Below are 20,555 nucleotides of genomic sequence, written 5' to 3'. Positions count from 1 at the left end.
TTTAGTTTGCCGGCCAGTACTTATTTACCAAGTCGGATTTAATACCGGTTTCTTCACGGGTAAAACATTCGGCAAGAATTTTCCAGCCTAGGCTGAGAGCATCTTCAAGCGGAATGTTTACCGACAGGTCCATCATTCCGGATTCGAATCTTGCACCGTATTTTAAGAGTTTTTCGTCCCATTCGCTCATCATAAAGCCCATGGACTTTTTTTCCAAGGTGTCCTTATACGAAGCGTAGAGCTTAATCATATTATCCATCAAGGCTCGGTGGTCATCTCTTGTTTTACCGTTTACGTTTTGCTTTAATCGTGAAAGGCTTCCAAAAGGCTCAATTCGTCCGTTTTTAAGATAGAACTGACCTTCAGTAATATAACCGGTGTTATCGGGAACCGGATGCGTTACGTCATCTCCGGGCATTGTCGTAACGGCCAATACCGTAACGGAACCTGCGTCGGCAAAGTCTACAGCCTTTTCATAGCGGGCTGCAAGCTGACTGTAAAGGTCTCCGGGATAACCTCGGTTTGAAGGAACTTGTTCTTGAATAATAGCTATTTCTTTCATTGCATCTGCAAAGTTTGTCATATCCGTTAAAAGAACCAATACGTCTTTACCTGCAATGGCGAATTTTTCCGCAACTGCAAGACACATATCCGGAATCATAAGGCATTCAACTGTCGGGTCGGCTGCCGTATGAACGAACATGGCTGTTCGGCTCAAAGCACCGGCTTCTTCAAGGGTGTCCTTAAAATAGAGGTAGTCATCATATTTTAAGCCCATTCCGCCCAAGATAATTACATCAACCTCGGCCTGCATGGCTATTCGGGCTAAAAGCTCGTTATAAGGTTCACCTGAACTTGAAAATATGGGCAGCTTTTGAGAAACAACCAGGGTATTAAATACGTCGATCATCGGAATACCGGTTCTGATCATTCTGTTTGCAAGAATACGCTTCGAGGGGTTTACCGAAGGTCCGCCTATAGGAATCATGTTATCCTTTAAGGCAGGGCCTGAATCACGAGGTTCGCCCGAACCGTTAAAAATGCGGCCGAGCAAGTCTTCGGAATAGCTTACCTGCATTTCCTTGCCTAAAAAGCGCACCTCATCCCCGGTTGAAACACCTCGGCCGCCTGCAAAAACTTGCAAGGAAACCAAGTCTCCGTCAAGTTTATTAACTTCTGCAAGGGAAGCTCCAAAACGGGTTTGAACCTCAGCCAATTCTCCGTATGATACACCGTCGGCTTTAACCGTAATAACCGAACCGTTTATCGATTCTATTTTACTATATACCTTTTTCATCTTATACCGCCTGCTTCAATAATTTTTTTGCTCTTTCGTCTAGGCTGTCCGCTTTTTCGGCGATGAGCTTTTTAATTCCGTCTTCATGGGATTTAAACGCATCCGAACCCCAAGGCGAGTAGTTATAGTCAATGAACATAAGTTTAAGTTTGCTGAAATAAGAACGGGCTTCATCCTTTGAAACAAATTTAAATGAAGTACCTAGAATTTCAACTAAAATATTATATATGTGCTGCTGGCGCTCAACCGAAACCGCATCATCGACTTTATCAAAAGAGTTTTGCTGTAAGTAGACGGCATCGAGTAAGTCGCCTTTTAAGTAAATTATAAAATCTTCGATACTTGTTCCTTCTTCACCTACAACCTTCATCATCTGCTCAACTTCTGTGCCTCGTCGTAAAAAACTTCTCCCGTATTTGACTTCTTCTAAAGGAAGAACGCTGGGATATTTTGACCAAGAATCGAGAGGATGAATTGCCGGATACTTTCGGGCATCGGATCTTTCTCGTGAAAGGCCGTGAAATGCGCCTACAACCTTTAGCGTAGCCTGAGTTACGGGCTCTTCAAAGTTACCTCCCGCAGGAGATACGGTTCCTCCGATTGTAACGGAACCCTTTGAGCCGTCGCTTAGACGTACAATTCCGGCTCTTTCGTAAAAGGCTGCAATGTAGGATTCAAGATAGGCAGGGAAGGCTTCTTCACCGGGTATTTCTTCCAAGCGGCCGGACATTTCTCGAAGAGCCTGAGCCCAGCGGCTTGTAGAGTCTGCAAGAAGAAGAACGTCCAAACCCATTTGTCGGTAGTATTCTGCGAGTGTTACACCCGTATAAACCGAAGCTTCACGGGCAGCAACAGGCATTGAAGACGTATTACAGATAATTATCGTTCTCTCCATGAGGGTTCGGCCCGTTTTGGGGTCTTTAAGCTCAGGAAATTCTGTAAGAGTTTCTACAACTTCACCGGCACGCTCACCGCAGGCTGCAATAATAACGATGTCGACATCGGCATTTCGGCTGGTAGCATGCTGCAAAACGGTTTTTCCTGCACCGAAGGGACCGGGAATACAATAGGTTCCGCCCTTTGCAACGGGGAAAAATGTATCCATTGTTCTCATCTTTGTAACCAAGGTTTCCGTCGGTTTTAAGCGTTCTGCATAACAGTCGATTGCACGCTTTACAGGCCACTTAAAACTCATGGTAAGAGGTATTACGTTTCCTCTTTCGTCCGTAACCTCAGCTATTGTATCATCTACGGTATAATCACCTTCAGGTTTGATAGATTTTAATTTATAAGTTCCATACATGTTAAAAGGAATCATGATACGGTGGGTAAAACTGCCTTCAGGTACGGTTCCTAAAAGGTCTGCACGCTTAAGGCTATCGCCTTCTTTAGCAACCGGAGTAAAGTGCCATTTGGCTGTTCGGGAAAGAGCATTTAAGTATATACCTCTTTCCAAAAAATAGCCGGCTTTTTCTGCAAGCTCCGGTAATGGGTTTTGCAGGCCGTCATAGACCTGTCCTAAAAGGCCGGGACCTAATTCAACGGAAAGAAGGTCTCCGGTAAACTCTACTATATCGCCGACCTTTATTCCCTTTGTAATTTCAAATACTTGAAGCTGAGCTACATCCCCCCGAATACGTATTACCTCGCTTTTTAGTTTTTTTGAACCAACTTCAACATAGCCGACTTCATTAAGAGTAACCAAGCCTTCAAAAGCAACGCTTATCATGTTACCGTTAATACCGGCTACTTTTCCTTTTGTTTTAGTCATATCATAACTCCAAATACTGTATATAAAGCATAAATCCTAATCTTAAAAGTCGTTTTATAAAAATTTATAAAACAACTTTTAGATTTTATCATATAAGTTAAAAATATTCAAGACAAAAAAAATCAAAAAATGTTAAAAATATAACTAAATTTTTTCACTGTCATATTCTATAAGAGTTTTTACAGGCAAATCTCCAAGTACCTTGTTATAATTTAAAAAAGGAAGGCCTACAACGCCGCAAAAACCCACAACCTTTGCTCCGCCCTCTTCTAAAATACTTCGGGCAGCATTTAAAGTTCCTCCTGTAGCAATCAGGTCATCCAAAAGAAGAACTTTTTGACCTTTTATTACGTCGGTTTTATGTACTTCAACAGCAGCCTGACCATACTCAAGATCGTAAGAAGCGGAGTAAGTTTCTCCTGGGAGTTTTCCCTTTTTGCGGATTAAAATAAGAGGGATTCCCATTTTATAAGCAAATGGGGAAGCAAAGATAAAGCCCCGCGCTTCAATGGCGGCTACTGCATCTACCTTTTCATCCTTGTACATTTCCATCATTTTATCAAGGCAATAGCTAAAAACTTTTGGATTAACCAAAATACCTGTAATATCATAAAAAAGAATTCCCTTTTTTGGGAAGTCGGGAACGCGTCTAATCGCAGCGTCAATTATTTTATCTTTCATAAACACAGTCTACACCTTATTTTTGCAATGGTCAATAGGAATTTTTTTAGTTTTAAATTATTTTAATCGAAAGCATTTTAAGTAATTTCTATAAATCATACGAAGTAATACTGAGTCCCATATTTTTAAGCTCATCTAAAAAAGACGGATAACTTATATCAAAACACTCTGCATCTTGAAGGATAAAATCCGAATCATCTTTATTATCGATACCCGCTCCCATAACCATAAGCATCATAGCTATTCGGTGATCTCCATGGGAATAAACTTTAGCAGGTCTTAGGTCTTTTCCTCCTGTTCCGCGAACAATTAAAAAATCCCGGCCCTCTACAATATCGGCTCCAAGTTTTTTTAGTTCTGAGGAAATTGCAAAAAGTCTATCACACTCTTTGTACCGGCAGATTTCTATATTTTTTAAAACGGTTTCACCATTTGCAAAACAAGCAATTGCGGAAAGAGCCGGAACCGCATCCGGAGTATCGGAACAATCAAATTCTCCTCCCCTTAAACTTGAAGGAAATATTTGAAGAATTTTATTTTTATCATCAAAATGAATATCCGCATTCATCTCTTTTAAAATTTTGACTATACGGGCATCTCCTTGAACATCATTTATATCTATGTTCTTTATGCTGATAGCAGAAGATGTAATAAGCGAGAGAGCAATTGGGAAAGCCGCACTTGACCAATCGGCAGGAATGCTTGCCGAGAAAGAAGAAATTTTTTGCTTTCCTCTAATTTTAAAAGTATTAAAATCGTTCGAAACGTCTAATTCAATACCGCAATTTTTAAGCCAATGAAGGGTCATTTTTAAGTATGGAAGCTCCCCTGCTCTTTTTAAATTTATTTGCAGTGGAAAATCAATTAAACCTGCTGCAAGCAAGAGGCCGCTTACAACCTGAGAAAAAGCCCCTTCAAGATAAAGTTTTTTTTCTTCAAAATTCTTAGGTGAATTTTCATGGCTAAAAACCCTAAGAGGCGGTTTTTCAGACTTGTCAAGAAATTCGTATTTTATACCGAGACCCTCATAAATTTCGATTAAGGGTTTTATAGGCCTCCTTAAAATCGATGAATCCCCGGTCAAAACAAAATCGGAAGCCGTTAAGGAAAGAAGAGAACCTAAAAAATAAAAAAGAGTGCCGGAATTTCCTGCATCTATTTTAATAGACTTTTGTTTTTCAATTCGTTTTTTTAAGCCTTCTTTCGGAGGGAAAACAATAACATCTGCAGAAGATATTGTTTTACACTCAATCTTAAATTTTACACCTAAGGACTCAAATACCGATATAGCCGTTTTAGAGTCTCCGCTAATTAAAAGATTTTTTATTTCGGAAGGAGCTTCAGCCATAGATGCTAAAACAATGGCCCTCATCGAATGACTCTTTGAAGGAGGCACCTCAATGGACAAGGGAGATATAGGTTTTGATTTTTTAATCTTTAAAATCATTTTTTTAAAAGAGCTTTGAGTTCCTTTAGGCGTTCTTGATCTTCGCAATCCGCTAAGAGCTTTAATGTTTCCTTGGCCTTTTCTTTCCGGTTTGTTTGGATATAAAGGTTTGTAAGATCAAACAAAAGCTCATCACTTTCACCGAATTCTTCGATGGCCTTTCTCAATGTAACTTCGGCACGGGCATGGTCGCCTTTTTTTATTGCAAGAAGAGCAATAAGCCTATATATTCTTTCCGTAGGTTCAATATCCATAGCCTTAACCAAAAGGCCGTCGGCATCGTTTAGATAGCCTATCTTTATGGAGTTTTCCGCTTTGTCGGTTAAAAGAACCGGATCTGTAGGATGAAGCTTTAAGGCTTTTTGATACCAAATATCTGCCTCATCATATTGCTCGTCAAAGAATAAAGCATTTGCATAAATATGAAAAGCCTCAGCCCTATTTCTTTCAGCTGCCAAATCCGCCGTTCCTGCCTCAATGTCAAAAAGAGGGGCACATTCCTTTAAGCGGCCTTGAAGGCGCATAACCTCTACATAGTTTTCCAAAATGACTATCTCATCGGGAAGCATCTTACGGGCTTTTTCGATTTCTATCTGAGCATCAAAAAAGGCATCTTCGTCAATCGCACAAAGAGCTTTTAAATTAAAAACCCAGCCATTATCAGGTTCAAGAGCTTCGGCCTTTGAAAGAGGAACAGAACAGTCTTCCCCTGTAAGGTACAAGGCTTCAGCCAAGCGGAAATGATAAAGGCCGTGTTCGGGTCCCAACTTACAAGCCTTTTTAAAAAACTTGACAGCTTCTTCAGGGTCTTCATCATGAATGAGAAGACCGTACAAATACCATATTGTAGAATCACTTGTCTTTGCGTCGCATAGTTTTTTAAAATTAAGTTTAGCTTCCCACTTGTTATCGATAGCATAATAGAATTTACCGCTTAAAGCCCAAGTACGCTCATCATCCGGGGCAATCCGTTCAAGAGCATTTATTACGTCGGCCATTTCGTTATATTCTTCAGAAGCCAAAAAGATTTTTCCGGCTTCAGCATAAGCGTCAATCGCCTCACTTTTTTTTCCCGCAAGATTGAGCTCGTTTGCTTCATTATACTTTAGTAAGCCTTGATCCGGCTTTAGCTCAAAAGCCCTTGCATAAAAGGCGGCTGATTTTTCATGTTCTCCTTGAGAATTTAAAAAATGTCCCTGCAAAGAACAAAGCAAGACCGACTTTTCAATTTCATCTTTTGGGATGCCTTTTAAAAGAGAGCCCAGTTTTTTCATATCGCCGGATTGATAATACAGGCCTGCAAGTTCAGCCATTATTTCATAATTATCATGTTCAATATCTAGGGCATCTAAAAATTCTTTTTCAGCCTCGTCATTTAGATGCTGTGCAAAATATATTCTTCCGGCCAAAATATGATCTTGAATAATAGGCTCACGGAGTTTCCATGCTTGTTTTATTTGGTAAATAGCCGCAACATATTGCCCCATTGCATAATATGTAGAAGCCAGGTTGATATAGGCTTCAGGGGAAATGGCATCGGGATTATTAGCCGCAGAATCGGTATTTTCTACAAGAAAGGGTTGAGAAATAATTTTAAATTCATTTAAGTAGAATTTTATCTTTGGATAAGATTCCCAGTTTTGTCCTGCAAAACCTATTTTTCCTGCAGCTTGAACAATATCGGATTCAAATTTGCCTAACCAAGTATTGTTTACAAGCACAGTTATACTTGTCCCTGCACAAATCAGTTTTATTTTAAATTTTGAACTATCAATATCGGTCAAAGGTTTTGTCCAGCCTAGAATGGGCATAGGTGTAGAATTAACAACAGCCTCAAGCCTCATCAATCCTTTGTCTGAAATAAGAAGGGAATAAAAAGCCTTATCGCTTATGTGCCTAAATACAAAACCCGCCGCACAATAGCCTGCACTTGTATTTTCTTCAGGAAAGAAATTATCAGTAAAAACAGGCAGCTCAATTTCGGCATCAAGCACAAAGTCCTTATATCGAAATACGGGATTTAGGACCCAGGCATAAAGATGCTTGCGTTTTAATTCCAGAGAGTAGGAATGTTTATCGTCAAGATTTTTTTCAAATAAGGACTGATAACCGTCTCCGGTTTCTTCAATAAAACGGGCTTTTTCTTTTTTAGAAAAATCGGCTTCCCATATTTCTTCTTTGATTTCTTCATTATCTATCGGTTGAGCTTTTTTAGATTCATATTTTTTTAGAATCTTGTTCTTAAAATAAGAAACATATAATTTAAGTTTTTCCATAATATTTTAAAAGATTACAAAAAAACGTATTTTAGTCTAGCAGGTAATTATAATTCAATACTTGCTATTTTCTTTTCTGCATAAATTCCATACGGTTTAATCAATATTGCAAACAAGGCTGCAGGAATACCGCAAAAATATATTAAAATAACCCAAAGATAAGAATTCATGCTGAAAAATACTACAACAGCAGAAAGAACTAAAATAATCATATTAAAAAACATGATAAAAAGCACGTTCATATTTTGCTTCATTGCTGCAACAGGATTATCCCAATTAAGTTTAGGATGAGCCGTGTCTAAAAATAAAGAAACAAGGTTTACAAAGGCCGAAAAACAAAGAGCCACTAGAGATGCTAAAATTATATGAAGAAGACCGAAGTTAAATACAAAACCTGCAAAGCCCACCCCTATTACTATCGCAAAAAGGGCAAAAATCATGGCATGGGCTAATTTAGCATACATATAAGCTGCAGCATCAATCGGTAAGCTTTTAACAAAAGGAATAAATTTAGCATCCCTGGAAAGGGCCGTATCCGCAATATTAGTCATTGAACCTAAAAATCCTGATGCAATACCCGTAATTACAAAGCCCGCATTTCCATGCATAAAATCAATTATATGGGGCGGAATATTATTAAGATTTAATCCCTTTGCAATGCTTATAACAATAAGCAATATGGGCATAAGTATAATAGAAAAAGGGCCGTTTAAAAGATAAATCGGAGTGCGGTTCATCATTTTAAATTCTCTTTTTACGTAAGCGATAAAGGGAGAAGATTTTTTTATATTTTTATGTAAAAAAGACGAAACCTGTTTTGCTTCAAGTTTTTTTATACTTCTTTCATTAAAACCTATTAAGCTGCCGGTATAAAGTTTTGACATAAATCCTATAACCAAGGCCGGAAGAAGTGCACAAAAACCAACCAGCAATAAGATATATAAAAAACTTAAACCGGAAGAAGGCTCACTTAAAATATAACCCACAAGTTTTATCGGAGGATAGTATGAGCCGTAGGTTTGAAAGGCTGAAGCATTGGATTCAACCATTTTGTAAAGAGCCTCAGGATCGGAACCGGAAGCAGATTGGATTATATAATTAAAACCCAGAGCAAGAGCCATACCTACAATTCCGTTTAAAGCCATAATGACGTTTTTATTTTTAAAAACTCGAGTAAAGCGCATAATCAGGATATTAAAAAAATAACAGACTGAAATCATCGGCAGAGGAATCACAAGGGCGCAGATGACGGCCGATGCATAAAACATAAAAGGCGGAGATTCCATATACCCGTAAATTCCCATCAAAACCGCAAAAAAGGCAAAAGAGGTAATAAGCGAATTAACGCTATTTGCAAAAAATTTTGATGCAAACAAGGTGCGGGGCCTGATGGGCATGGACAAAAACTGTTCTTCAATTTCGCCGATATAGTAAGTAGAAATAGTAAGCATAAAGCCGAACAAAAGGCTCATAAAAGAAATCAGAACAGCCGTTACTTCAAAAAGAATACTTATATTGTTTACGGCCTTTGCCGTTCCGTATAGACCGAAAATCAAAAACCCGAAAATAAATAAAAATTCTGCAAAGACAAATAAAAACAGAATTGCCATGCCAAATATTTTAACCTTGGAATTTCTTGTTACGGTTTGATCACCCTTTTTTTTCTTTTTTTAATTTGGGCTCTAAAATTCTTAAAGTTAAAAACCGAAGCCAAATAAATTTTAACCAATCTAAAAAAAACTTTCATATTTTTAACTCTCTTAAACTTCTCCGTTTTCAAAACTAGAAGAAGGTTTATCATCAACGAGCTCCAAAAAGAGCTTTTCAAGAGAAGCGTTTTCTCCTCTTTTTTCCCTCAGCTCCTGTAAAGAACCTGCAAACATAATTTTACCGGCATTTATAATTGCAAGCCTATCGCAAAGTTTTTCGGCCACTTCCATAACATGTGTAGAAAAGAAAACAACCTTTCCGGCATCGGCTCTTTCTCTCATAATTTCCTTTAAGGAAAAAGCCGATTTAGGGTCCAAACCTACCATGGGTTCATCTAAAATCCAAACGGAAGGGTCAGATAAGAGACTTCCGATAACCAAAAGTTTTTGCTTCATTCCGTGAGAAAAACTTCCTATGCTCCCGTTTAAAGCATCATTTATGCCGAAGAGCTTGGTATAACGCTCAATTTTTTCCCGTCTCAAATCAGTAGGAACGGCATAAACATCCCCTATGAAATTTAAATATTCAACAGCCTTCAGTTGCGAAAAAAGCTCGGGGTTATCGGTAACATAGCCTATTCTTCTTTTTGCTTCCATAGGGTCTTCGGCTATGTTTACACCGTCAACGATTATCGCCCCTGAATCAGGATTAAGAACACCGGTTATCATTTTAATTGTAGTTGTTTTTCCGGCTCCGTTAGGCCCTAAAAAGCCGAAGATTTCACCGTTTCGTACATTCACCGAAATGCCGTCTACAGCCTTTGTCTTAGAAGAACCGTAGGCCTTTGATACATTTGAAATTTCAATCATAAATACTCCCATAAAAACTTTTTGCAGCAAATAGCAATTTGCGAAAAAAGTTTTTTCAAGCGGTTTGCTTGCAAACCGCATACAATAACACGACGTTTGCCGAAAGGCAAACTCGGCAGATAAACAGTGAGGCAGTATTTGTGCCGAACTGTTTATCACACCTCCCTTTAATAAAATAAGCAGTGGGGCTGAATTTCTGCCGAAATGTTTATCATAACTCCCTTTACCGTGCCTGGCGCATTTTTTTTATACTTTCTTCAAGATAGCCGCATTCAACTAAATATTGTCTGCGCGAAACGACCAAGGCCATAAGTTCCTTATACATTTCAAAATTAACCTCAAGAGCGATAGGAAAAATATAGAGCTCGGTTTCATTACAATAGCGTTCAATAAATTCGGGATCCGTTACAAAACCCAAACTTATCATATTGCTTATTCTGTCGGCACATTTTAAAATTTTAGCCTTTTCAGACCCGTTTTTTATTATATTTTTTAGGTACTCGGTCTTTTCTTGTCCTTTTTTCTTTGTAACTTCCAAAACAAGTTCATAAACCTGTCCCGATTCCGAATCTATGTTTAAAATTTCATTTACATTAAAATCTTCGATATCTTCAATGACATCATGGATTAGAGAAGCCTTTAAAAGAACGCTGTCGATGTACCCGTAGTCTATAAGAATAGCCATAGTATCCACCTGATGCCGGAACATATTACCTCCTGCATGACGGGCCTTTCCGATTAAGACTGTAGCAACCTGCATGTAAGGAGCAAGATAAATTCCTTTTAATACTCCTAAATCTCTTGTCAAAGCAAACTCCTTATGGTTATTCTTTTAAATAGCCTTTTATACCTTAATAGTCGTGAATTATACTAAAATAAAAGGTTTGATGTCAATAAGGGAGAAAATCGTATGTAATGTTTTTTAATAACAACGGCTTCAACTCTTTGATTTTGTTTTAAAATCAATTTTATATCGAGGTTAAATTTATATAAATCAATAATTTGAGTATATAACAACCATGATGTTACTGCTAACACTATGACAAATACCAAAAAAAACGGCCATTTCTTTTTAATATTATTTATCATATAATTTTAGAGGGAAAAAAGAGGAAAGATATTTCCCTTCCCTTAAAACATAGATTAAACACCCATTAATTAAAGATTGGGCTTCAGTGCTGTACCTTTCGAAATATAGATTTCAAAAAAGTTATTAGGATCGGGCATAAAATGACCTGAACCGTCAACTTTATAAACTTTCTTATAGTAGACTTCGTCGGCTTTTGTTTTAAAAAGCTGCGATGAGCCCTTCCATGTTTCCGTAGTTGTTGTGATTCCTAAATTGGTTTCCGAACTTTCATGGCGGCCTGTGAAAGTTTCAACTTCTTTTCCTACCCATTGCGTTTTTAACGAGCCTGATTTTACGGCGGCAAAAAACTGCTTGGTGTATGTCGGCATACCGGTAGTAGAAAGTTCATCTTCTTTCGGCAATATATTTACACCATTTAATTTCAAGGTTCCTGTTATCTTTAAATCTTCAGGAAATTTAATACCTTCTTCAACCGATAATCCGGGCTGAATCTCACAAATGCCGCCGCTTTTGAGCGTAATTTTAATTGTGCGGAAGCCCATCCCGTTTAAATAAAAAATTCCCTGCCAAACATCACCGCCCATATCTTTTGCGTCAAGATAATGTGTCCCGCTTGTAAGATAGTCGCAGTCGTTTACCTTTTCTTTTGTAAGAGTAACTTTATCTACGCCCGATCCTGCAAAGTGCGTTTTAAAGTTACTTTCAGTGCTGGAGATGGTCAGTTTATCTCCATCCCATTTATATGTTCCGTAAGAACCTAAAAGAAACTGATCTACAATTTTTTGTCCGTCAAATTGACAGGCTGTACAAATCAAAGCCATCCCAATAATAGCTGCGGCTGCCGCAATTGTAAAATTTCTATTTTTCATTTTATTTCTCCCATAAGATAAACAGTGAGGCACCATTTGTGCCGAACTGTTTATCACACATCCTTATCAATAATTATAATAATACTCAATTTATCTTATTTTATCAAGTAAAAGGAGCAAGGTATTTAACACTTTCTCCTCCTCACTTTGCTTCATCGGGGTGAAGGCCGGGTTTTGCGTTGGCCAGGAGGAGTTTTAAGCGGTTGAGCTGGTTTACTTCGCTGGCACCCGGGTCAAAGTCGATGGCCGAGATATTTGCCTCCGGGTAGCGGCGGCGCAATTCTTTTATCATTCCTTTTCCTGTTACATGATTTGGAAGACAGGCAAAGGGCTGAACACAGGCAATGTTTGAAACGCCTGAATGAATGAGTTCTATCATTTCGGCAGTTAAAAACCAGCCTTCACCGGTAACATTTCCAAGCTGTAAAATTCCGTCAACCGAATCGGCCAATCTATATATGCTCTCAGGAGAGGTAAACCGTTTACTTTTATTTAAAGCTTTTTTTATAGGTTTTCTGTACCGTTCAATCACCCAGATGCTGAGCTTTGCAATGAGGCGTTTTTTAAACGAGTAATCAAGATAGGTATTTTTATAGATACCCGAAACCGTAGAATAAAGGAAAAAATCCAATAAGTCTGGAACAACACATTCCGCTCCTTCCCTTTCAATGGTACTGAAAATATCATTATTTGCGGCAGGATGAAACTTAACCAATATTTCTCCTACTACACCTACACGAGGTTTTCGGATATTTTTTAAGGGCAGGTTATCGAATTCTTTTACAATGCCCCTGATTATTTCCTTATATTTTCCGGCTGTCATTTTTTTTAGAGCATCCTTGATAAGGACGGCATATTTTTTATATATTTCGTTTGCAGAACCGGGAACTTTTTCGTAGGGACGTGTACGGTAAAGAACCCTCATTAAAAGGTCGCCAAGGCACATAGCTTGAGCCACCCTATGCAAAACTGGAAGTTTTAATTTAAAGCCGGGATTTTTTTCGATGGACTGGGCACTGATGCCTATTACGGGAACAAAGCCCAAGCCTGCATCTATAAGAGCGCGCCTTATAAAACCTATGTAATTTGTTGCACGGCAGCCTCCTCCGGTTTGGGTTATAGCTAAGGCTGTAGTGCGTAAATCATAACGGCCTGATTTTAGGGCAGATATCATTTGACCTGCAACTATTATGGCAGGATAGCAGGCATCATTATTTATATATTTTAAGCCGTATTCGACGGCATTTTTATCGATTTCAGTAAGGATTTCAAGGTTATAACCGGAATGAGAAATCGCTGCCCCTATAAGGTCAAAATGAATAGGAGACATTTGAGGGGCTAAGATTGTATAACGTTTTTCCATCTCTTTTGAAAAAACAATTCGGTCATAGGCAGCCGATTTTTTACTCAAAATAAGCCGGCTTCTTTTTCTTTCCTTTACGGCAGCTAAAAGGCTTCTTACCCTTATTCTTACGGCCCCCAAATTAGAGCCCTCATCTATTTTTATGAGGGTATACATTTTTCCCTTAGATTCTATTATTTCCTGCACTTGATCGGCCGTTACCGCATCCAAGCCGCAGCCGAAACTGGTAAGCTGTATAAATTCCAAATTATCTTGAGTTGAGGTAAAATTTCCTGCTCTGTATAAGCGGTTGTGATAGGTCCACTGGTCTACAACTCGCAAGGGGCGTTCTATCTTTCCCAAGTGAGCCACTGAATCCTCCGTCAAAACAGCAAGACCGAGGCCGGTTAGCATCTCAGGAATGCCGTGGTTAATTTCAGGGTCAAGGTGATAAGGGCGGCCTGCGAGCACAATGCCTTTAATATTTTTTTCCTTTATTAACCGCAAGACCTCTTCGCCCTTTTCTTCCGTTTCTTTTTTAAAATTATTTTCTTCTGCCCAAGCAGTATTAACGGCATTTCTTATAGCTTCCAAACTTATCGAAAACTTTGTACCCAATTCTTCATAAAGACGGTCTATTAAACGGTGTTTATCGTAATACGGTAAAAAAGGATTTAGATAAATTATATTAGCGTCCTGCCTGAGAACATCGATATTGTTTTTTAGAACTTCTGGATAGCTTGTAACAATGGGACAATTATAATGGTTTCCTGCCCCATCATCTTCTTTTTTTTCGTACGGGATACAGGGGTAAAAAATATTTTTTACTCCCAACTTTAAGAGGGCTTCGATATGGCCGTGGGCAATCTTTGCAGGATAACAAACCGATTCGGAAGGAATGGATTCAAGCCCCATCTCGTAAGTTCCCCGCGTGGAGCGCGGAGAAATTCTAACCGAAAAGCCCAGTTCCGTAAAAAAGGTAAACCAGAAGGGATAGTTTTCATACATATTTAAAACCCTAGGAATTCCTATCTCGCCTCTAGGTGCTTCATTTTTAGGAAGGGGTTTATATTTAAAAAGCCTTTTATACTTCCAGTCAAAAAGATTCGGGATATCCTTTTTGTTTACCGTCTCTTTATCTTTAACGGAAGCAGGGGATGAACATTCTTCAATTCCGCTGTTTTTATCAAGCTCGGCTCCCCTTTCACACCTGTTTCCTGTAATAAAACGGCGCTTTACTCCGGATATGTCAAAGGTATTTACCGTCAAAAGGCAGTTATTGGGACATTTGGGACAACGCAATAAATCAAGCTTTACCTTAAAATTTTCCAAACCTTCAATATCGGCAATGTTTGATCTTATTTTGCCTTCGGAAAGATTTTCTTCTTCAAGGTCATGCCATTGGTCTTTTGCAATTAAGGCAGCTCCGTAAGCTCCCATAAGACCTGCAACATCGGGGCGGACAGCCTGCCTTCCTGAAACAAGTTCAAAGGCACGCAAAACCGCATCATTATTAAATGTTCCGCCTTGCACTATTACCTTGCTTCCTACTTCGGAGGCATCGCGCAATTTAATAACCTTAAAAAGGGCATTCTTTATAACTGAATATGAAAGGCCCGAAGAAATGTCTCCTACGGAGGCGCCTTCTTTTTGAGCCTGTTTAACGCGGCTATTCATAAAGACCGTACACCTTGTACCGAGGTCTACCGGTTTTTCGGCAAGAAGAGCTTTATTTGCAAATTCGCTTATATTCATTCCAAGAGAGCGGGCAAAATTATCCAAAAAGCTTCCGCAGCCTGATGAGCAGGCCTCATTTAACTGAATAGAACTTATCGCTCCGTTTTTCATGCGGAGGCATTTCATATCCTGTCCGCCTATATCCAAAAGGAAATCCACCCCGGGCAAAAAGAATTCGGCGGCACGGTAATGGGCTATGGTTTCAACCTCGCCGGCATCCACGCCTAAAGCAGCCTGAAAAAGGCTTTCTCCATATCCGGTAGAAACCGAGCGGGCTATGTAGGCCTTCGGAGGGAGCATTTTATACAGGTCTTTTAAAACCTTTACTGCAAGTTCGACGGGATTTCCTGCATTTACATCATAAAAACGCCAGAGGATTTTTCCGTTATCGTCTATTAAAACGGCTTTGGTTGTAGTTGAGCCCGCATCAAGTCCTAAAAATACGGGTCCTTCGGCCGTAAAAATATCGCCTGAAGGAGCCATCTCCTTTGCATGCCTTATTCTAAAACTTTCAAGTTCTTCTTCATCTTTAAAAAGGGGCGGAAGGCGCTGCACCTCAGGCATTTCTGAAGATGCTATCTTATAAATATCTTTTTTAAATTGAGAAAGTTTTATAAAATGAGGTTTGATTGCAGCAGGCTCTTCTTCAAAAATAAGAGGCTGTTTTTTTTCTTCTTTTTTTAAGGATGGCTTAAATTGGGCTTTTTTTAGATCCAATGGAACTGGCTGTTTAAAAGGAGAAGCTGAAGCCGCGGGTATACTAAGGCCTCCTGCAGCACTTAGGGCTGCTCCCATAGCTACAAAAAGCTCGGAATTTTCAGGAGTGATAATTTCGTCACTTTTAAGTTTTAAGGTTTCGATAAATCTATGCCTTAGCTGGTCTAAAAAGTGCAAGGGGCCGCCTAAAAAGGCAACCTTTCCGCGAATTGGTTTACCGCAGGCAAGGCCCGAAATAGTCTGGCTTACAACAGCCTGAAATATACTTGCTGCTATATCTTCCCTTTTTGCTCCCTCGTTTATAAGGGGCTGAACATCCGTTTTGGCAAAAACTCCACAGCGGGCGGCTATAGGGTAGATGGTTTGAGCATTTCTTGCAAGTTCGTTTAAACCTAGCGCATCGGTTTCCAAGAGGGCGGCCATCTGGTCTATAAAGGAGCCGGTACCGCCAGCACAGGTACCGTTCATTCTTTGTTCGATATTCGTGTGCTCAAAATAAGTAATTTTTGCATCCTCACCGCCTAATTCTATTATAACATCGGTTTGAGGAATTAATTTACGGACAGCAGCAGTGGAGGCTACCACTTCTTGAATAAATGGAATGTTAAGCCAGTGAGAGACTGCAAGACCTCCGGAGCCGGTTACGATTAGGGAAAGCTCTACATCTTCACCATATGCTTTTTCGACAGCTTCAACAGCAAGTTCGCACACGGATATGATAGTCGTTCTTATATCGGCTCTGTGCCTTTGATATTTACTAAACAGGATTGTTCCGTTATCCTCTAATACAACAACTTTTACAGTTGTAGAACCTACATCTATTCCGAAGCGCAGCACTCTATCTTTATTCATAACACCAACCGATTCTAAATTATAATTTTATATCCATGTCCTTATCCAATGGATATATGGGACGCGGAGTTTGAGGATAGTCTAATGTTTCCAAAATCTCATTTGAGCATCCTTTAGATTCCGCCAATATTGCCCTCTTTGCTATACATTGAAAGCAAGGTTCCAAATAACCGAGCTTTACAATAACGATACAATAATCCTCAGCTTTTACATCTAGGGCAGGTAAAAGCTCTTCATCCCCAAAGCCTATGTGATTTGAGGTTAAAACTATTCTTATGTCCCCCATTTCGACAAGGGCTAAACGGGAATTATAAACTCCGTAGTTTTTTACAAGTTTTAAGACTTTCACGGAACAAGGAATTTTTTTGCCGTTAATTTTATCCCAGGTTCCGCCTATAGTTATTTCCAGGGGAGCCCCCTCCCCTGCATCAAAGCATTTTTCTACAGCAGCCTTATCAAAAAAACCCGAATAAAGCACCTTTGTGGGAAGAGCTTTTAAAGCTTCTTTTTGTTTTAAGAGAGCCTCAAAACACTCGGTAGAATCTCCTGTAGAACCGGCTGTAGGGTTATCTCCCGAATCCGAAACAAAAACAGGGAATTCTTTATTTTGCATTACAGATTCTATAGCCGTTTTTATTGAAGTAAAGGAATCATAATGCTCTACCTTAAATTTAAAATTATGACGCTCAGCCCAAAATTCCTTAGCTATTTTTAAGGCCGCCCTATCTGCAAGGGCTTGATCGTTTAAGGCAGTCGTTACTATGGTTACGCCGTTATCCTTACTGTCTGCCCATGGGAAGCCCAAAAGAACTGAGGCTGCAAGTAAGTCTTTTTCTTTTTCGGCCTCAACACATGAGGCTATTAGGCTTTTCATAGGCTCTGCGGCAGTTTCGCTTTTTTCGCCTGCTACCAGCATTGGGATTTTTACCCTTCCTATGCAAAGTTTATTTGAAGTCTCCAAAGCTTTTTTTAAAAGCTCAGCTGCATGAACTCCGGTTTCATAGCAGTCAATATGAGGAGCTGTTTTATAGCCTACAATGCCGTCACAATACTTAATCATCTCATCGGTTACCGTAGCATGCATGTCGAGAGCCGTCGTTAAAGGAATATGGGGAAGCTTTTCGCGGATGGCCTTTAAAAGATCGCTTTCGGCAGGCCCTATGTTTTGAACCTTTAAGGAGCCGTGAAGACCTAGACAAATGCCGTCAATAGGAGCCTCCAAAAGAGCCTTATCTATATAAGCTAAAAAATCTTTTTTAAGTTCGGTGTATAGATTATAATCAACCAAGCCGTTAGGCACAGCCCTTGCAACTACGGCAGGTACTACCTCCCAGCCCCATTTTTGAATAGTCTCAATAATTCCCGTAGAAGAATAGTATGGTTTTAAGCCCTTTGTTAAAACTTCTTTTCCCCTAAAAATAACAAAATCTTCAATTCCCGTAATTATAGGGTTAAAGCTGTTTGACTCATGATTTATGCATCCTACTAAAATTCGCTTCATTTATGCTCTTACCTTATTTCTTTTTTCCTTGATTTGCAACTGCATTTATTTTAGCGTTGATTTTTTCTTGATCTCCAAGGTAGCGTTTACTAAGAACCTTAAAATTTTTATCGAATTCGTAAACCAAGGGAACGCCTGTCGGAATATTTACCGATATTATTTCTTCATCGCTTAAATTTTCAAAATATTTAACCAAGGCTCTCAGGGAATTACCGTGGGCAGTGATAAGGATCCTTTTTCCTTCGAGCATTTGAGGTTTTATAGTCTTTTCAAAAAAGGGAACTGCTCTGGCGATGGTATCTTTTAAACTTTCGGTTAAAGGGAGCTCTGATTTTTCAATACCCCTGTACTGTTCCTGCAAATAGGGACAGCGCTTATCTCCTTCTTCCAAAACGGGAGGAGCAATATCAAAGGAACGGCGCCAAATTTTTACCTGATCCTCTCCGTATTTTTCGGCTGTTTCCGCCTTGTTTAGGCCCTGCAAGCCCCCGTAATGCCTTTCGTTCAGCTTCCAAGTTTTTATAACGGGAAGCCATTCCCTATCCATCTCGTTTAAAATATAATTGAGGGTATGAATTGCCCTTTTTAAATAAGAGGTATAGCAAATATCAAAGTCAAAACCTTCTTTTTTTAAGTAGGTTCCGCCCTCTTTTGCCTCTTCTACACCTTTTTCACTCAAATCGACATCCGTCCATCCGGTAAATAAATTAAGCTTATTCCATTCACTTTCGCCGTGTCTGACTAAAACCAATTTCATATAGCCCCTCCCATGAGGTTAATATTATACAATCAATGCCATAGTGTCAAGAGAGGCATTATATGATTTTTTTTTATTCACTTATATTCTTTATTCTTGCGAGGGGTTAATACCCTGTTGCTGCGTAATGTACGCTTGCGGCGGGGTTGTTGATTTCTTGGGAAGGCCTTAAACAAAACACACGGGATATACGGTTTTATTCCGAATTAAATTAAAATATTGTTTTTTTAAACCATTTTAGAACATAAATAAAATAAATTTATCTTTATCATTAAAAAGTAGTCTTGTTTTTAATAAAAACCTATAATATAATGGAAGCAGGAGGAAAACTAAGTGATTTTCTATAGCTTCCATATTTTCTATGCATGGAAAAAAATTTTCACAAGGAGAAATTTATGGTAAATTGGAAAAATTCATATCACTTAATGGAAGGTGATGATTTTGTCCTCGGCCTCGGAGGTGATGTTGTAGTAAATTCTACAAGAGGCGTAGGGTTCAATATAAATGACGATGAGCCTCATGTTGTACCCGAAGAAGGAAACGGCGATTCCGGCACAGGTAGTAATCCGGCTGTACCTAGTCCGGGAACCACAACTCCGGAACCGGCTGATTCCACAACAAGTTCGGCTCCGTCCGGAACAGGTTCGGCTCCGTCCGAACCTGCAAATGATGAAACAGGCCAAGATGCCGGTCATAATACTGCAGGCGAAACGGATATTCCGTCAAATGGCGGAAGCGGTACCGGCAGCGGAAATAGCGGAGACGGGAGCAATTATTATGATGACCATAATTCCGTGTACGACAATTATGATGATGAGGACGATTATCATCATAATCATCAAAGTAATGAAAGTTCGGATAGCGGAGCCGGCAATACGGCTTTGAGCGGGACATCGCCCAGCTCAAGCTCTAATGAAGGTACTGGAGTAGACCAAGCGCCTCTGTTAAATAGTAATAATGCTGGTAATTCAAATGAAACACCGGCTGCCGTTTCTCCAAGAGACAAAGGAAAAGCAGCTTTGTTAAATTTTTCGCAATGGGAGCTTGATAATCTTAAGGCTGCAAATAAAAACGATATGTTAGCTGTTTATTATGATGATAAAGTCACAAAGAAAAAGTTGAGCTTTGATGAGGTGATTAGTGAAAGATGGAAAAATCTTCCGATGCAAAAGGATAAAAATGGAAATGTTATATATCCTAATGCTTGTCACTATGACTCAGTAGTGGGAGCAGTTAACCTTGCAGGACATAACTACAAAGCCGACGTGACAAAAGAAAGAGCAGAGAAAATGGCGAATGATGCTATTTCCGATAAAGGCAATAAACTATATACTGATGTTATCAAGGAAGTCTTTGGAGTAGATGCTGTTTATTATGAAATACCGAAAGGCATAAGTCTGCAAGACTTAAAAACTTTGGTTGGAGATAATCCGGCTATGATAAAATTTCCGCAAAGAGACTTTTGGGGAAATGATACACTTCCAGAAGACGGGCAACATGCTATTGGATACGCAAGCGGTGGCTTTATTGATCCATACATGGGGCGGCATGGAGAACAATGGGAAGATGTAAGAGGAAGCAGTAGTACAGCAGACTTTACATCAAATTTAGGAGGTTTTTATTTTAAAATAAAAAATAAAATATTTTATTAAAATGAACTCCGGACAGGCCGTAAAGGCCTGTCCGGTTAAAAAAAATT

The 20,555-nt window shown here is 39.2% G+C and carries 12 protein-coding genes and 1 pseudogene; 1 reads left to right on the top strand and 12 read right to left on the bottom strand.

Features of this window, described 5'->3' with window-relative positions; all coding sequences use genetic code 11:
• Nucleotide 1 precedes the first annotated feature (1 nt).
• From JO40_RS10250 to gpmA, 12 genes and pseudogenes are all read right to left on the bottom strand, one after another.
• On the bottom strand, nucleotides 2-1,297 hold the full coding sequence (locus JO40_RS10250; RefSeq protein ID WP_044979256.1) for a V-type ATP synthase subunit B: 1,296 nt from the start codon (nucleotides 1,295-1,297) through the stop codon (nucleotides 2-4).
• 1 nt (nucleotide 1,298) lies between these two features.
• Nucleotides 1,299-3,068 carry a V-type ATP synthase subunit A gene (locus JO40_RS10245; protein ID WP_044979254.1) on the bottom strand — a complete coding sequence of 590 codons (1,770 nt, stop codon included), beginning with the start codon at nucleotides 3,066-3,068 and terminating at the stop codon, nucleotides 1,299-1,301.
• Nucleotides 3,069-3,212: 144 nt separating this feature from the next.
• Nucleotides 3,213-3,749: an adenine phosphoribosyltransferase gene (locus JO40_RS10240; RefSeq protein ID WP_044979253.1), complete on the bottom strand. Its 537-nt coding sequence runs from the start codon at nucleotides 3,747-3,749 to the stop codon at nucleotides 3,213-3,215.
• An 88-nt stretch (nucleotides 3,750-3,837) separates the two neighbouring features.
• The gene (gene aroA, locus JO40_RS10235; protein WP_044979252.1) at nucleotides 3,838-5,196 is read right to left on the bottom strand and encodes a 3-phosphoshikimate 1-carboxyvinyltransferase; all 1,359 of its coding nucleotides are present in this window, start codon (nucleotides 5,194-5,196) and stop codon (nucleotides 3,838-3,840) included.
• On the bottom strand, nucleotides 5,193-7,472 hold the full coding sequence (locus JO40_RS10230) for a tetratricopeptide repeat protein (RefSeq protein WP_044979251.1): 2,280 nt from the start codon (nucleotides 7,470-7,472) through the stop codon (nucleotides 5,193-5,195). Before JO40_RS10230 ends, aroA begins: the two co-directional genes overlap by 4 nt.
• Before the next feature lie 47 nt (nucleotides 7,473-7,519).
• Nucleotides 7,520-9,219, bottom strand: a pseudogene (locus JO40_RS10225) (hypothetical protein).
• Nucleotides 9,220-9,232: 13 nt separating this feature from the next.
• Complete coding sequence (locus JO40_RS10220; RefSeq protein ID WP_044979798.1) at nucleotides 9,233-9,991, bottom strand: ABC transporter ATP-binding protein; 759 nt, start codon at nucleotides 9,989-9,991, stop codon at nucleotides 9,233-9,235.
• Between the two features lie 223 nt (nucleotides 9,992-10,214).
• The gene (locus tag JO40_RS10215; protein WP_044979249.1) at nucleotides 10,215-10,799 is read right to left on the bottom strand and encodes a hypothetical protein; all 585 of its coding nucleotides are present in this window, start codon (nucleotides 10,797-10,799) and stop codon (nucleotides 10,215-10,217) included.
• Between the two features lie 350 nt (nucleotides 10,800-11,149).
• Entirely contained in the window at nucleotides 11,150-11,950 is an 801-nt protein-coding gene (locus tag JO40_RS10205) for a hypothetical protein (protein WP_044979245.1), read from the bottom strand.
• A 142-nt stretch (nucleotides 11,951-12,092) separates the two neighbouring features.
• Nucleotides 12,093-16,598, bottom strand: coding sequence for an acyl-CoA dehydratase activase-related protein (locus JO40_RS10200; protein WP_044979244.1), 4,506 nt, complete (start codon nucleotides 16,596-16,598; stop codon nucleotides 12,093-12,095).
• Nucleotides 16,599-16,617: 19 nt separating this feature from the next.
• Nucleotides 16,618-18,099: a M81 family metallopeptidase gene (locus JO40_RS10195; protein ID WP_044979243.1), complete on the bottom strand. Its 1,482-nt coding sequence runs from the start codon at nucleotides 18,097-18,099 to the stop codon at nucleotides 16,618-16,620.
• A 13-nt stretch (nucleotides 18,100-18,112) separates the two neighbouring features.
• Nucleotides 18,113-18,856, bottom strand: a complete 744-nt coding sequence (gene gpmA / locus JO40_RS10190) for a 2,3-diphosphoglycerate-dependent phosphoglycerate mutase (RefSeq protein ID WP_002678467.1) — start codon at nucleotides 18,854-18,856, stop codon at nucleotides 18,113-18,115.
• A gap of 395 nt (nucleotides 18,857-19,251) precedes the next feature.
• Between gpmA and JO40_RS10185 the strand changes: the two genes are divergently transcribed.
• A complete protein-coding gene (locus JO40_RS10185; RefSeq protein WP_044979242.1) occupies nucleotides 19,252-20,508 on the top strand; it encodes a hypothetical protein in 1,257 nt (418 codons plus the stop codon).
• Nucleotides 20,509-20,555: the final 47 nt, after the last annotated feature.

Source organism: Treponema putidum, from assembly GCF_000755145.1.
Classification (GTDB): Bacteria; Spirochaetota; Spirochaetia; order Treponematales; family Treponemataceae; genus Treponema_B; species Treponema_B putidum.
Note: the sequence above shows the minus strand (reverse complement) of the source record. Positions and strands in the feature narration are given on the sequence as shown.